Below are 13,702 nucleotides of genomic sequence, written 5' to 3' on the forward strand. Positions count from 1 at the left end.
CGTCATGGCCAAACCTGGATTTCGCCTCGCGTTGTTTGCCACCTTGCTGGCGCTGATCGTCGTGCTGCTCGGCGCCTATACGCGCCTGACCCATGCCGGCCTCGGTTGCCCGGACTGGCCCGGCTGTTACGGTTTTATCAGCGTGCCGCAGAGCGAAGCCCAACTGGCGCACGCCGAGCTGCACTTCCCCGATACACCGGTGCAGGCCGACAAGGGCTGGGCCGAGATGACCCATCGCTATTTTGCCGGCACCTTGGGGTTGCTCATCGTGCTGTTGGCGGCGCGCTCTTGGAGCCATCGGCATGATCCAGGTCAGCCGGTGAAACTGCCGCTGTTTTTGCTGGCGGTGGTGTTCGCCCAGGCCGCGTTTGGCATGTGGACGGTGACATTGAAGTTGTGGCCGCAAGTTGTAACCGGCCATCTGCTCGGCGGTTTTGCCACCTTGAGCTTATTGTTTCTGCTGACCCTGCGACTGTCCGGCGTGCTGCCCGCGTTGATCGTGCCCAAGCGCCTGCAATATTGGGCGACCGCCGGGTTGGTGTTGGTGATCGGCCAGATTGCGCTGGGCGGCTGGGTGAGTTCCAACTATGCGGCGGTGGCCTGTATCGACCTGCCCACGTGCCATGGCCAGTGGTGGCCGGCGGCGGACTTTGCCAACGGCTTTCATCTCACTCAGCACATCGGCCCCAATTACCTCGGTGGCCAGCTCGACAGCGAAGCGCGTACGGCTATCCACCTGACCCATCGCCTTGGCGCGATGTTGGTGACACTGGTGCTGTTGGGGCTGGCCTGGCAATTGCGCGCAGTAGGCATGACGCGACTGGCGGGCTTGTTGCTGATCGCCCTGGCGGTGCAAATCAGCCTGGGCGTGAGCAATGTGGCGTTCGGCCTGCCGCTGCCGGTGGCGGTCGGCCATAACGCAGGCGGCGCAGCGTTGCTGCTGACATTGGTGCTGGTCAATTACCACGCGCGCACCAGCCTGGTCCGGGTGCGCCATCAGTTGCCGTTCGGCTGGCGCTTCATTCCGCGCAAACACGTTTCGGGCCTCATCACCCTTAAAGGAGAGACGCCATGGCGACCTTGATCGACGCGCGCCGCGATCAGGCGATCTGGCGAGATTACCTGGAGCTGACCAAGCCAAAGGTGGTGGTGCTGATGCTCATCACCTCCTTGGTGGGCATGTTCCTCGCCACCCGCGCCGGGGTGCCATGGGCGGTGCTGATTTTTGGCAACCTGGGCATTGCGCTGTGTGCCGGCGGTGCGGCGGCGGTCAACCATGTGGTGGATCGGCGCATCGATGCGGTGATGGCGCGCACGCACAAACGGCCGATGGCCGAAGGGCGGGTGTCGCCGGTGGCGGCATTGGCCTTTGCTTTGTTTCTGGCTGTTGCAGGCTTGGCCTTGCTGCTGGCGTTCACCAATCCATTGGCGGCCTGGTTGACGCTGGCTTCGCTGCTCGGCTACGCGGTGATCTACACCGGCTTCCTCAAACGCGCAACGCCACAAAACATCGTGATCGGCGGCCTCGCTGGCGCGGCGCCGCCGCTGTTGGGCTGGGTTGCCGTGACCGGGCATGTCAGCGCCGAGCCGCTGCTGCTGGTGTTGATCATCTTCGCCTGGACCCCGCCGCACTTCTGGGCCCTGGCCATTCACCGCAAGGAGGAATACGCCAAGGCCGACATCCCGATGCTGCCGGTCACCCACGGCGAGCACTACACCAAGGTGCACATCCTGCTCTACACCTTCGCCCTGCTGGCGGTGAGCCTGATGCCGTATGTGATTCACATGAGTGGCCTGCTGTACCTGGCGTGTGCGCTGGTGTTGGGCGCACGCTTTCTGCAATGGGCCTGGGTGCTGTACCGTGGCAGCCAGCCGCACGCGGCGATCAACACCTTCAAGTACTCTATCTGGTACCTGTTTGTGCTGTTTATCGCCCTGCTCGTAGACCACTACTTACTGTTGAACCTATGACTCGAACTCAAAAAACCGTCTTTATCCTGGTGGCCATCGTCGCGTTGATCATGGGCCTGACCGTCAACAAAGTGCTCAGCGGCAAAGGCCAGGGCGACCCTACTGCGCTGATCGACGCGGGCATCATCCTGCTGCCGCAAAGCCGCCAGCTGCCGCCGGTGACCATGACAGACCAGAACGGCCAGCCGGTGCTGGTCAACGAGTTGAAAGGCAAATGGAGCCTGCTGTTTTTCGGCTACACCTTCTGCCCCGACATCTGCCCCACCACCCTCGCCCAACTGCGCCAGATCAAGAGCGAGCTGCCCAAAGAGGCGGTGGATAAGTTGCAGGTGATTCTGGTCAGTGTCGACCCGAACCGCGACACGCCGGCTCAGCTCAAGCAATACCTGGGCTACTTCGACCCGCAATTCGAAGGCCTGACCGGCGCGAATGTGGACGATGTGCAGAAGGTCTCGAATGCGGTGAGCATCCCGTTTATTCCAGCGGATACCAGCAAGCCCAACTACACCGTCGACCACAGCGGCAACCTGGCGCTGATCGGGCCGGACGGCACGCAGCGCGGGTTTATTCGTGCGCCGCTGAACAATCAAAAGCTGGTGGCGCAGTTACCGGGGTTGCTGCAGCGTAAATAACAGGCACCGCACCGTACATGTGGGAGCTGGCGTGCCTGCGATGGCGGTGGATCAGAGGCTGATAGGCTGACTGACCCACCGCCATCGCAGGCAAGCCAGCTCCCACAGTGCTTTGTGCAAGGTTTGAACAACGCGTAGCGGGTAAGTGCGCCGGCCTGATCTTCCAAACAACACAAAAACAAATGTGGGAGGGGGCTTGCCCCGAAGGCGGTGGTTCAGTCAATAAATTCGGTGACTGACACTGCGCCTTCGCGAGCAAGCCCGCTCCCACAGGAGTTTTGTGCAAGGTTTGAACAATGCGTAAGCAGGCAAGTGTGCCGGCTTGATCTTCCAAGCAACATAAAACAAATGTGGGAGGGGCCTTGCCCCCGAAGACGGTGGTTCAGTCGATAAATTCGGTGACTGACACTGCGCTTTCGCGAGCAAGCCCGCTCCCACAGGGGTTTTGTGCAAGGTTTGAACAATGCGTAAGCAGGCAAGTGCGCCGGCCTGATCTTCCAAACAACACAAAAACAAATGTGGGAGGGGGCTTGCCCCCGAAGACGGTGGTTCAGTCGATAAATTCGGTGACTGACACTGCGCTTTCGCGAGCAAGCCTGCTCCCACAGGGGTTTTGTGCAAGGTTTGAACAACGCGTAAGCAGGCAAGTGTGCTGGCTTGATCTTCCAAACAACACAAAACAAATGTGGGAGGGGGCTTGCCCCCGAAGACGGTGGTTCAGTCGATAAATTCGGTGACTGACACTGCGCCTTCGCGAGCAATCCCGCTCCCACATTTTTTGATCTTCAGAGTTTTGAAGATCGGGGCAGATCAGAACGCCGGCAGGATCGCGCCTTTGTACTTCTCAAGAATGAACGCTTTCACTTCCGGCGTGTGCAGGGCTGCAACCAGCTTCTTCACGGCGTCCGAGTCTTTGTTGTCTTCGCGGGTCACCAGGATGTTCACGTAAGGCGAGTCGTTGCCTTCGATCACCAGGGCGTCCTTGGATGGGTCCAGTTTGGCTTCCAGGGCGTAGTTGGTGTTGATCAGCGCCAGGTCGACCTGGGTCAGCACGCGCGGCAGTGTGGCGGCTTCCAGTTCGCGGAATTTGAGGTTTTTCGGGTTACCGGAGATGTCCTTGATGGTCGACAGGATGTTGGTCGGGTCCTTCAGGGTGATCAGGTTGTGCTTGGCCAGCAGCAGCAACGCGCGGCCACCGTTGGTGGCGTCGTTCGGGATCACGACATTGGCGCCATCCGGCAGGTCTTCGAGTTTTTTGTACTTGCTGGAGTAGGCGCCCAAGGGCTCCAGGTGCACGGCACCGACGCTCACCAGGTGAGTGCCCTTGGCCTTGTTGAACTCATCCAGGTACGGCTGGTGCTGGAAGAAGTTGGCGTCCAGGCGCTTTTCAGCCACTTGTACGTTCGGCTGCACGTAGTCGGTGAAGACTTTGACCTGCAGGTCCACGCCTTCTTTGGCGAGTGCGGGCTTCACAAACTCCAGGATTTCCGCGTGCGGCACTGGCGACGCGGCGACCGTGAGGGTCTCGGCAGCGTGGGCGGAAAACGCGGCAACGGCAGCGAAAGCAACCAGTAGTTTTTTCATCCAGCAAGCTCCTTGTTCGGGCATGCGCCGGCGGGGGCCGGCCATGGCCGTTATTTTCGAGAAAAGTGCACCACCAGCTTATCGCCGACGGTTTGCAGAATTTGCACCAGGATCAGCAGCATCACCACAGTGACAACCATCACGTCAGTCTGGAAGCGCTGGTAACCAAAGCGGATCGCCAGGTCGCCCAAGCCGCCGGCGCCGACAACACCGGCCATGGCCGTGTAGGAAACCAGTGTAATGGCCGTCACCGTAATCGCAGCGAAAATACCGGGCCGCGCTTCGGGCAGCAGTGCATTGATGATGATCTGACGCGTGCTGGCACCCATGGACTGCGTGGCTTCGATGATGCCGCGGTCCACTTCACGCAAGGCGGTTTCCACCAGGCGCGCGAAGAACGGCGTCGCGCCTACGACCAGTGGCGGAATCGCACCGGCCACGCCCAGTGAGGTGCCGGTGATCAGTATGGTGAACGGGATCATCACGATCAGCAGGATGATGAACGGCAGCGAACGCAGGATGTTCACGATCAGCGACAGCAGCGCGTACAGGCCTTTTTGTTCGAACAGTTGGCGCGGGCTGGTCAGAAACAGCAGCACACCCAGTGGCAGGCCGAGCAGGATGGTAAAGAACAGCGAACCGAGCAGCATGGTCATGGTGTCGCCGGTGGCGAGCCAGATCTCGGACCAGTCGATATTGGCGAAGAAACTCAACAGGATTTCCATTAGCGCAGAACCTCCATGTGGACGTCTGCCGCGGTAAAGCGGGCGAAAGCGGCGTCCATGTCCCCACCGGTGACGGCGAGGGTCAGTTGGCCGTAGGGAATGTCTTTGATGCGGTCAATACGACCGGCGAGGATGCTGTAGTCCACGCCGGTTTCGCGGGCGACGGTACCCAGCAGCGGCGCGTAGGTTGCTTCGCCCTGGAACGTCAGACGCACGATACGGCCTGGCACGTGAGCAAAGTCATCGCGCTGCTCGCTTTCGTCGACCTGATCCGCTTCTTGCACAAAGCGCTTGGTGGTCGGGTGCTTGGGGTGCAGGAACACATCGGCCACCGAACCTTGCTCGACGATCACGCCAGCATCCATCACCGCCACTTGGTCGCATACGCGGCGGATCACGTCCATCTCGTGGGTGATCAGCACGATGGTCAGCTTCAACTCGCGGTTGATCTCGGCCAGCAGTTGCAGCACCGAGGCGGTGGTTTGCGGGTCGAGGGCGCTGGTGGCTTCGTCGCACAGCAGAATTTTTGGCTTGGTTGCCAGGGCGCGGGCGATACCGACGCGCTGCTTCTGGCCACCGGACAACTGCGCCGGGTATTTCTTGGCGTGGTCCGACAAGCCGACACGGGCGAGCAACTCAGCCACGCGCTGGTCGATTTCCTTGCGCGACAGTTCGCCAGCCAGCGTCAGCGGCAGCGCCACGTTGTCGGCAACGGTCTTGGAGGCCAGCAGGTTGAAGTGCTGGAAGATCATCCCGACTTGCTGGCGGAAACGGCGCAGGCCATTGGCGTCCAGGGCGGTGACTTCTTCGCCGTCGACATTGATCTGGCCACCGCTGGGTTGCTCCAGGCGGTTGATCAGACGCAACAGGGTACTTTTTCCCGCACCGGAGTGGCCAATCAGGCCGAACACCTGGCCGTTTTCGACACGCAGGCTGGTGGGGTGCAGCGCGGGGATTTCCTTACCGGCGACGCGGTAGGTTTTATGGACGTTATGAAACTCGATCACGTAGCGAACCTTGTGGGGCGCATGGAAAAGGGATCAGCGGTTAGCCGGGCGCGCATTTTAGCCTGTCCGTATAGTGTTTCTTAGCATTTATTTCGCATTCAACCAGCGATTTGGCAATAACGCGATCAAAGGTCATAAAAAAGGAACGGTGCAAATCCGTGTCAGTCACTACTTAAGCAACTCAATTTCCCAGGTGCCGTGCCTGGGGGTTTGCTCAAACGAGCCGGGGACCGCTCTGGCCAATTTGAATAAGGAGTTTTGACTGATGAGTACCAAGAAGCCAGCTACCCCGCCGAAGAGTGAGCTCGCGGGCACCGATACCCTGGACCGTGGCAACACCAACGCCAAGCTGCAGGCCCTGGAAGAGTTCCGTTCCGACGCAACCGGCCAGGCGCTGCGCACCAATCAAGGCGTAAAGATTTCTGACAACCAGAACACCCTGAAAGTCGGTGCCCGTGGCCCATCGCTGCTGGAAGACTTCATCATGCGTGAAAAAATCACGCACTTTGACCATGAGCGTATCCCGGAGCGCATCGTGCATGCTCGCGGCACTGGCGCCCACGGCTATTTCCAGACCTATGAGAACCATTCGGCGCTGAGCAAGGCCGGTTTCCTGCGCAACCCCGAGCATAAAACCCCGGTGTTTGTGCGGTTCTCCACCGTGCAGGGCCCGCGTGGCTCGGGCGATACGGTGCGTGACGTGCGCGGTTTTGCTGTGAAGTTCTTCACCGACGAAGGTAACTTCGACCTGGTGGGCAACAACATGCCGGTGTTCTTTATTCAGGACGCGATCAAGTTTCCTGACTTCGTGCACGCGGTCAAACCTGAGCCGCATAACGAGATTCCCACCGGCGGTTCTGCCCACGACACGTTCTGGGATTTCGTCTCGCTGCAGCCAGAATCCGCGCACATGGTGCTGTGGGCCATGTCCGACCGTGCCATCCCCAAAAGTCTGCGCGCCATGCAGGGCTTTGGCATTCACACCTTCCGCTTGATCAATACCGAAGGTAAGTCGAGCTTTGTGAAATTCCACTGGCATCCAAAAGTGGGCACCTGCTCGCTGGTGTGGGACGAAGCGCAAAAGCTTGCCGGTAAAGATACCGATTACCACCGTCGCGACCTGTGGGAAGCCATTGAAAGCGGCGACTACCCTGAGTGGGAATTGGGCGTGCAAATCGTTGCGGAAGAAGACGAGCACAAGTTCGACTTCGACCTGCTCGACCCGACCAAGATCATCCCTGAAGAATTGGTGCCGATTACGCCGCTGGGCAAAATGGTGCTTAACCGTAACCCGGATAACTTCTTCGCTGAGGTTGAACAGGTGGCTTTTTGCCCAGGCCATATCGTGCCGGGTATCGACTTCACCAACGACCCACTGCTGCAAGGCCGTCTGTTTTCCTACACGGATACTCAGATCAGCCGTCTCGGTGGCCCGAACTTTCATGAGCTGCCGATCAATCGGCCGGTCACGCCGTTCCATAACGGTCAGCGCGACGCTCAGCATCGCACCGTGATCGACAAGGGTCGCGCGGCCTACGAGCCGAACTCGATTGACGGCGGCTGGCCAAAAGAAACGCCACCGGCTGCGCAGGATGGCGGTTTCGAGACCTATTACGAACGTGTCGACGCCAACAAAGTGCGTGAGCGCAGCGAGTCGTTTGGCGATCACTTCTCGCAAGCCACGCTGTTTTTCCACAGCATGAGCCACCACGAGAAAGAGCACATCATCGCGGCGTACAGCTTCGAGTTAGGCAAGGTGGAGCGTGAGTTTATCCGCGCCCGTCAGGTCAACGAGATTCTGGCCAACATCGACCTGGAGCTGGCCAAGCGCGTAGCACAGAACCTCGGTTTGCCGGCGCCAACCAAAGGCACCGTGCCACCGCGTGAGTCTTCGCTCAAAGAGTCGCCGGCGCTAAGCCAGGTGAACCTGCTGTCGGGCGATATCAAAACGCGCAAAGTTGCGATCCTCGCGGCTAACGGCGTGGACGGCGCGGCAATTGCTGCGTTGAAGAAAGCGCTGGAGGCTGAAGGTGCACACGCCAAGCTGCTGGGGCCAACTTCGGCGCCGGTGACCACCGCCGATGGCAAGAGCCTGAAGGTGGATGCGTCGATGGAAGGCATGCCGTCGATTGCCTTTGACGCGGTGTTCGTACCGGGCGGCGCCAAGTCGGTGCAGGCATTGAGCGGTGATGGTGTGGCGTTGCACTTCCTGCTGGAGGCGTACAAGCACCTGAAGGCGATCACGGTTGCCAATGATGCCAAGCCGTTGCTGGATCTGCTGAAGCTTGAAGTGGATGCGGGGCTGATCGTGGGGTCGGATGCGAAAGCGTTCAAGGCGTTCTTTGCCGCGATTGCACAGCACCGGGTTTGGGATCGTGAGCCGAAGGCTAAGGCTATTCCGGCTTAAGTTATCGGCTGTTTGTTAGATCGCCATCGCGGGCAAGCCCGCTCCCACATTTGAATGTATTCACAGTTCAAAATGTGGGAGCGGGCTTGCCTGCGATGCTTTTATTGCGCCTTGCGCGGAATCAGCACTACCTGCGCCGGAATGTGTTTCACAATCTGCCGGTGAATCTTCAGGTCATACCCCGAATCAATTCGCTTCACCCGTTTGGTCAGCAATGTGGCCAGCCACGGGTAGTCCTGCGTGCGCGGCGCCTGAATGGTCACGTCGCACTGGTAATTCACCACGTCGGTGGCGATCGCGTCCAGTTGATGGCGAAGTTCTTCGATATCGACGAGGTTCAGCGCCACAGTGGTGCTTTCAGCGGCCGGGTCGATGACCTTGGCCGGCGGCTTGGCTTCAGCGGCTTTCAAGGCGGCTTCGGCTTTATCCAGCTCGGCTTTGCGCGCATGGCTGATGGCGCTGTTGACGCCACCGGTCAGTGCCGGGGCCTTGGGCATCAGCGCACGTGCACGGCTCAGGGCCGTGGCGGCAGCGTTGACATCGCCTTTTTGCAGCACAATCTGGCTGCGCTGCAAGTAGGCTTCGGCCAATTGACGCTGGTAAGGCTCAAGGGCCGGGTCGTTGGGCGACTGGGCCTGTAATGCGGCCAATTCGTCTTCGGCAGTGGCAAGCTCGCTGCTGGCCAGGTTTTGCTCCAGCTGCGCGATGGCCGCAGCGCGTGCGTCCGGTACCTCGGGGGCGGCGGGCGGCGTACTTTGACAGGCGCCCAGCAGCAGGGAAAATGCGGCAAGGAGCAGATAACGGGCGTTGAACAGCTTCATTCCTGCGACTCTCTAGTTGCGCAAAAAGCGAGCAAGTCTACACCCCTCGACGGGGCAGGACAAAACTCAGCAGAAAGAGGGCGGCCGCCGTGACGACAATCGACGGGCCGGCTGGCGTGTCCTTGAACCACGACAGCGCCAGGCCCCCGCACACCGCAAGCATGCCCAACAGGCTGGCGCCGATCGCCATTTGCTCGGGTGAGCGCGCATGGCGTTGGGCGGCGGCTGCGGGAATGATCAGCAGCGAGGTGATCAACAATACGCCGACAATCTTCATCGCGACAGCAATCACCACCGCGATCAACAGCATCAGGGTCATGCGCAGGGCGGGCACGGGCAAACCTTCCACCGTGGCCAGCTCTTCATGCACGGTGATCGCCAGCAACGGGCGCCACAGAGCCACCAGCAAGAGCAGCACGGCGGCGCTGCCACCGAGGATCCACGCAAGGTCTGTAGGGCTGATCGCCAGCAGGTCGCCGAACAGGTAGGCCATCAGGTCGATGCGCACTTCATGCATGAAGCTCAGCACCACCAGGCCCAGGGACAGGGTGCTCGGCGCCAGGATCCCCAGCAGTGTGTCGGAGGCCAGCGGTTGGCGCTGTTGCAGGGTCACCAGCAGCACCGCCAGCAGCAGGCAGCCCACGGTGACGGCGATGGTCGGGCTCACGTCCAGCAAAAAGCCCATGGCCACGCCCAGCAGCGCGGCATGCGACAACGTGTCGCCAAAATAGGCCATGCGCCGCCAGACCACAAACGAGCCCAACGGGCCCGCCACCAGCGCCAGAGCCAAGCCTGCCAGCAGGGCGTAGAGCAGAAAATCAGCCATGCTTGCAGCTATCTCCATGAACGTGTGTGTGACGGGTGGCGGGATCGTCAACCACGGCGCCGTGCAAATCATGGGCGTGGTCGTGATGGTGGTGATAGATCGCCAGGCTCGGGGCATTCTTGCCGAACAGCTCGACAAACGCCGGGTCGCTACTGACCTGCTCCGGATGGCCGGAGCAGCAAACGTGGCGGTTGAGGCACACCACCTGATCGGTGGTGCTCATGACCAGGTGCAGGTCGTGGGAGACCATCAACACGCCACAGCCGTGGCGGTCACGCAGGCGGGTAATCAGGCTGTACAGCTCGGCCTGGCCGGCAACGTCAACGCCTTGCACGGGTTCATCAAGCACCAGCAGTTCAGGCTCGCGCAGCAAGGCGCGGGCCAGCAGCACGCGCTGCATTTCGCCGCCGGAGATGCTTTGCACCGGGCTGTCGATCACCTGTTCGGCACCGACCTCCTTGAGCGCAGCCTGCGCGCGGGCGCGGTCTACACCGGGCACCAGGCGCAAAAAGCGCAGCACGGACAGCGGCAGTGTCGGGTCGACGTGCAATTTTTGCGGCATGTAACCGACGCGTAGCTTGGGCTTGCGCCATACGCTGCCACTGTCCGGCTTCAACAAACCGAGTACTGCGCGCACCAGCGTGGTCTTGCCGGCGCCATTGGGGCCGATCAGCGTGACGATCTGGCCCGGCTCGACGCTCAGCCCGATGTTATCCAGCACGTTTTGCCCGGCGAACGTGACACCAACCCCTTCGAGGCGGATTAACGCATTGCTCATCAAGCCCCCTGGCAACCCGAGCAGAGCCCGACCACTTCGACCGTTTGCCCTTCGACCCTGAAGCCGACGTCGGCCGAGCTTTTGATGATGGCGTCGCTGATGCTTTTTTGTTCAAGCTCGATGGCCGCATGGCACTCGCGGCAGATCAGGAACTGGCCCTGATGCGCGTGTTCCGGGTGGTTGCAGCCAACAAAGGCATTGAGCGAGGCGATGCGGTGCACCAGGCCGTTTTCCAGCAGGAAATCCAGCGCGCGGTACACCGTTGGCGGCGCGGCGCGACGGCCGTCCTGCTCGCTGAGCACGCCAAGAATGTCGTAGGCGCCCAGCGGCTTGTGGCTTTGCCACACCAGTTCCAGCACCCGACGACGCAACGCGGTCAGGCGCAGGCCCTTCTGTGCGCACAGGGTATCGGCCTCCGACAGCGCGGTGTGCACGCAGTGAGAGTGGTCGTGGGGGCGGCTGGCAATGGGTGTTTTAGGCATGAGCGGCGACAGACATTTGATAGAGACGTTATTATGTTACCCGTTCCTACGTCATTGAGTGGTCATCGTGTCCCGACTTTTTCCCGTTTTTGTCGTATTTGTCACCAGTTTGTTCATTGCTGGGGCCGCTCAGGCCGAGGTCAAGGTGCTGACGAGCATCAAGCCGTTACAGTTGATTGCCGCGGCTGTGCAGGACGGTGTGGCCATTCCCGAGGTGTTGTTGCCGCCCGGCGCTTCGCCGCACAACTACGCCCTGCGTCCATCCGACGTACGGCGCGTGCAGTCGGTGGACCTGCTTTATTGGATCGGCCCGGACATGGAAAGCTTTCTGCCGCGCGTGCTTAAAGGCCGAAGCCTGCCAACCGTGGCGGTGCAGGATCTTGCGGGGATGAAGTTGCGGCGTTTCGCCGAAGATAGCCACTCGCACGCCGATGATGCTGACGAACATGACCATGATCACCGCCCAGGCAGCCTGGATGCGCATTTGTGGTTGTCGACGGTCAACGCTCGGGTGATTGCGGCGCGCATGGCGGCTGACCTGAGCACTGCCGACCCGGCCAATGCCGCGCGGTATCAGAGCAACGTGCAGGCATTCGATGAGCGTCTGGATGCGTTGGATGCCCGTTTGAAGGCGCGCTTGGCGAGTGTGGGCGACAAGCCTTACTTCGTGTTCCACGAGGCCTTTGATTACTTCGAAGACGCTTACGGGCTCAAGCACGCTGGCGTATTCAGCGTGGCCGCCGAAGTGCAGCCCGGCGCCCAGCACGTGGCAGCAATGCGTACGCGGTTGCAGGAAGTCGGCAAGACCTGTGTGTTCAGCGAGCCGCCGTTGCGTCCGCGCTTGGCTGAGACGTTGGTGGCGGGGTTGCCGGTGAAGTTGGCGGAGTTGGATGCGTTGGGCGGTTACACCCCGGCCACAGCGCAGGGTTACGAGCAGGTGCTGGAGAAGTTGGGGAATGACCTGGCTGGGTGCCTGGAGTCGTTGTAATAGACGACACAGAACCACTGTGGGAGCGGGCTTGTGTGGGAGCGGGCTTGCTCGCGAATGGGAGTGTCAGTAAATACCTCTGTTACTGACCCACCGCATTCGCGAGCAAGCCCGCTCCCACATTTTCTGACCGAGTGCAGCTTTAGAGCGCGAACGGCAGATGGAGCGTGACCTGCTGACGCTGCGCCAGCCGATGCTCGAACTCCGCAGGGTCATGAATCAACACGTCCTGCCCGGCAAACGACTCCGCGGCGATCAGGCGTGACAGCCAGAAGCGCACACACGCCACCCGCAGCATCGTTGGCCACAATTCCGCTTCCTTGGCCGTGAATGACCGCAGGCCCGCGTAGGCACCTAGCAGTGCACGGGCGCGTTGCCCATCAATCGCGCCCTCGGCGTCCGAACACCAGTCATTCAAGGCGATCGCCACGTCGTACAGCATCGGGCCTGAGCAAGCGTTGTAAAAGTCGATCAGCCCGGTCAGGTGTGTGCCTTCGAACATCGCGTTATCGCGGAACAGATCGGCGTGAACGTTGGCGCGTGGCAGCGCGAGAATGTGAGCCTTGTGGGTTTCGATCTCGCTCAGCGCGTCTTGCAGCAGGCGCTGCTGCGCGTCGTTAAGGTGCGAGATCAGCTGCGCACCTTCGGTGAGCATCCAGTCCAGCCCGCGATCAGTCTTGCGCTCCAGCACTTTCTCGCCCTGAGTGGCCAGGTGCAAATGGCCGAGCAGGTCGCCAACCTGGGCGCAATGCTGCGCGTTGGCTTCCTTGATATGTTTGCCGGCCAGGCGTGGTTGCAGCAGCGCCGGTTTGCCCTTCAATTCGCGCAAGGCCACGCCGTCGGTGGTGCGCAGCGCATAGGGCACCGGCAAGTCAGCGTCATGGAGCACGTCGAGCAGTTCGATGAAAAACGGCATTTCTGCGACTGGGCCGCGCTCAACCAGGGTCAGGACGAATTCGCCCTGTTCCAGGCTGACAAAGAAGTTGGTGTTTTCGCTACCGGCGGCAATCCCCTGGAAATCAAGCAGGCGGCCGAGCCCGTAAGGGGCGAGAAAGGTTTCCAGCTCGGGCCGAGCCAGCGGGGTGAACACAGACATGGTTAAAACTGCCAGTACGGGCGCCGCGAGGGGCGGCGCCAATTTAAGTTAAGAAATCATTTCCATTCGAAGATCTTCCATGACGGAATCAGCATATCCGGCTGGTCAGAACGGATGAAGTTCGCATCGGTTCCGTCCGCGCGCACCAGGAAATATGGCGGCGCGCCCTTTACGGTGACCTTGATCGCGTACAGGAAACCGTTTTGGCGGTACTCCTGGATGGTTCTATCACCTTCGGTGCGGATCGTGACTTCCGGGTCTGCCGAGGGTGCGCTGTCAGCTGCCGTGGCGGCCAGCGGCAAGAACGCAATCAAGCCGGTCAACAACAGGCGATTTACTGTACGCATGATAACCTTGTCCCTTTGTCGTCATTGGTCCGGCTATT

Annotated in this window: 14 protein-coding genes; 5 read left to right on the top strand and 9 right to left on the bottom strand. The window is 60.7% G+C overall.

Annotation, left to right across the window (positions count from 1 at the left end; translation table 11 throughout):
• Window positions 1-4 precede the first annotated feature (4 nt).
• Genes AB5I78_RS00320 through AB5I78_RS00330 form a run of 3 tightly spaced genes read left to right on the top strand, consistent with a single transcriptional unit; the run spans window position 5 to window position 2,603 of the window.
• On the top strand, window positions 5-1,084 hold the full coding sequence (locus AB5I78_RS00320) for a heme A synthase (protein WP_369302753.1): 1,080 nt from the start codon (window positions 5-7) through the stop codon (window positions 1,082-1,084).
• Window positions 1,072-1,971 carry a heme o synthase gene (cyoE, locus tag AB5I78_RS00325; protein ID WP_106576024.1) on the top strand — a complete coding sequence of 300 codons (900 nt, stop codon included), beginning with the start codon at window positions 1,072-1,074 and terminating at the stop codon, window positions 1,969-1,971. The genes AB5I78_RS00320 and cyoE overlap by 13 nt, the downstream gene beginning before the upstream one ends.
• Window positions 1,968-2,603: an SCO family protein gene (locus AB5I78_RS00330; RefSeq protein ID WP_369302752.1), complete on the top strand. Its 636-nt coding sequence runs from the start codon at window positions 1,968-1,970 to the stop codon at window positions 2,601-2,603. The genes cyoE and AB5I78_RS00330 overlap by 4 nt, the downstream gene beginning before the upstream one ends.
• Before the next feature lie 810 nt (window positions 2,604-3,413).
• Here AB5I78_RS00330 and AB5I78_RS00335 read toward each other — a convergent pair.
• From AB5I78_RS00335 to AB5I78_RS00345, 3 genes are read right to left on the bottom strand one after another with little or no spacing between them, the layout of a single operon-like run.
• Entirely contained in the window at window positions 3,414-4,187 is a 774-nt protein-coding gene (locus AB5I78_RS00335) for a MetQ/NlpA family ABC transporter substrate-binding protein (protein ID WP_106576026.1), read from the bottom strand.
• 50 nt (window positions 4,188-4,237) lie between these two features.
• Complete coding sequence (locus tag AB5I78_RS00340; protein ID WP_106576027.1) at window positions 4,238-4,912, bottom strand: methionine ABC transporter permease; 675 nt, start codon at window positions 4,910-4,912, stop codon at window positions 4,238-4,240.
• Window positions 4,912-5,919 carry a methionine ABC transporter ATP-binding protein gene (locus AB5I78_RS00345; RefSeq protein ID WP_145158580.1) on the bottom strand — a complete coding sequence of 336 codons (1,008 nt, stop codon included), beginning with the start codon at window positions 5,917-5,919 and terminating at the stop codon, window positions 4,912-4,914. The genes AB5I78_RS00340 and AB5I78_RS00345 overlap by 1 nt, the downstream gene beginning before the upstream one ends.
• 265 nt (window positions 5,920-6,184) lie before the next feature.
• Here AB5I78_RS00345 and katE point away from each other — a divergent pair, with 265 nt between their 5' ends.
• Complete coding sequence (katE, locus tag AB5I78_RS00350; protein WP_106576029.1) at window positions 6,185-8,326, top strand: catalase HPII; 2,142 nt, start codon at window positions 6,185-6,187, stop codon at window positions 8,324-8,326.
• A 101-nt stretch (window positions 8,327-8,427) separates the two neighbouring features.
• Here katE and AB5I78_RS00355 read toward each other — a convergent pair whose 3' ends face one another.
• Genes AB5I78_RS00355 through AB5I78_RS00370 form a run of 4 tightly spaced genes read right to left on the bottom strand, consistent with a single transcriptional unit; the run spans window position 8,428 to window position 11,233 of the window.
• The gene (locus AB5I78_RS00355; protein WP_119741320.1) at window positions 8,428-9,147 is read right to left on the bottom strand and encodes a PA5502 family lipoprotein; all 720 of its coding nucleotides are present in this window, start codon (window positions 9,145-9,147) and stop codon (window positions 8,428-8,430) included.
• 37 nt (window positions 9,148-9,184) lie between these two features.
• Window positions 9,185-9,973, bottom strand: a complete 789-nt coding sequence (gene znuB, locus AB5I78_RS00360; protein ID WP_094949676.1) for a zinc ABC transporter permease subunit ZnuB — start codon at window positions 9,971-9,973, stop codon at window positions 9,185-9,187.
• A complete protein-coding gene (gene znuC, locus AB5I78_RS00365; RefSeq protein ID WP_369302751.1) occupies window positions 9,966-10,751 on the bottom strand; it encodes a zinc ABC transporter ATP-binding protein ZnuC in 786 nt (261 codons plus the stop codon). The genes znuB and znuC overlap by 8 nt, the downstream gene beginning before the upstream one ends.
• The gene (locus AB5I78_RS00370) at window positions 10,751-11,233 is read right to left on the bottom strand and encodes a Fur family transcriptional regulator (RefSeq protein WP_106576033.1); all 483 of its coding nucleotides are present in this window, start codon (window positions 11,231-11,233) and stop codon (window positions 10,751-10,753) included. Before AB5I78_RS00370 ends, znuC begins: the two co-directional genes overlap by 1 nt.
• Window positions 11,234-11,291: 58 nt before the next feature.
• Between AB5I78_RS00370 and AB5I78_RS00375 the strand changes: the two genes are divergently transcribed.
• Window positions 11,292-12,221, top strand: coding sequence for a zinc ABC transporter substrate-binding protein (locus tag AB5I78_RS00375; RefSeq protein ID WP_145158520.1), 930 nt, complete (start codon window positions 11,292-11,294; stop codon window positions 12,219-12,221).
• A 142-nt stretch (window positions 12,222-12,363) separates the two neighbouring features.
• Here AB5I78_RS00375 and AB5I78_RS00380 read toward each other — a convergent pair whose 3' ends face one another.
• A complete protein-coding gene (locus tag AB5I78_RS00380; RefSeq protein WP_369302750.1) occupies window positions 12,364-13,317 on the bottom strand; it encodes a homoserine kinase in 954 nt (317 codons plus the stop codon).
• A gap of 56 nt (window positions 13,318-13,373) precedes the next feature.
• Window positions 13,374-13,664: a DUF2782 domain-containing protein gene (locus AB5I78_RS00385; RefSeq protein ID WP_145158523.1), complete on the bottom strand. Its 291-nt coding sequence runs from the start codon at window positions 13,662-13,664 to the stop codon at window positions 13,374-13,376.
• Between the last annotated feature and the right edge of the window lie 38 nt (window positions 13,665-13,702).

Source organism: Pseudomonas sp. N2-3-1-14, assembly GCF_041228395.1.
Taxonomy (GTDB): domain Bacteria; phylum Pseudomonadota; class Gammaproteobacteria; order Pseudomonadales; family Pseudomonadaceae; genus Aquipseudomonas.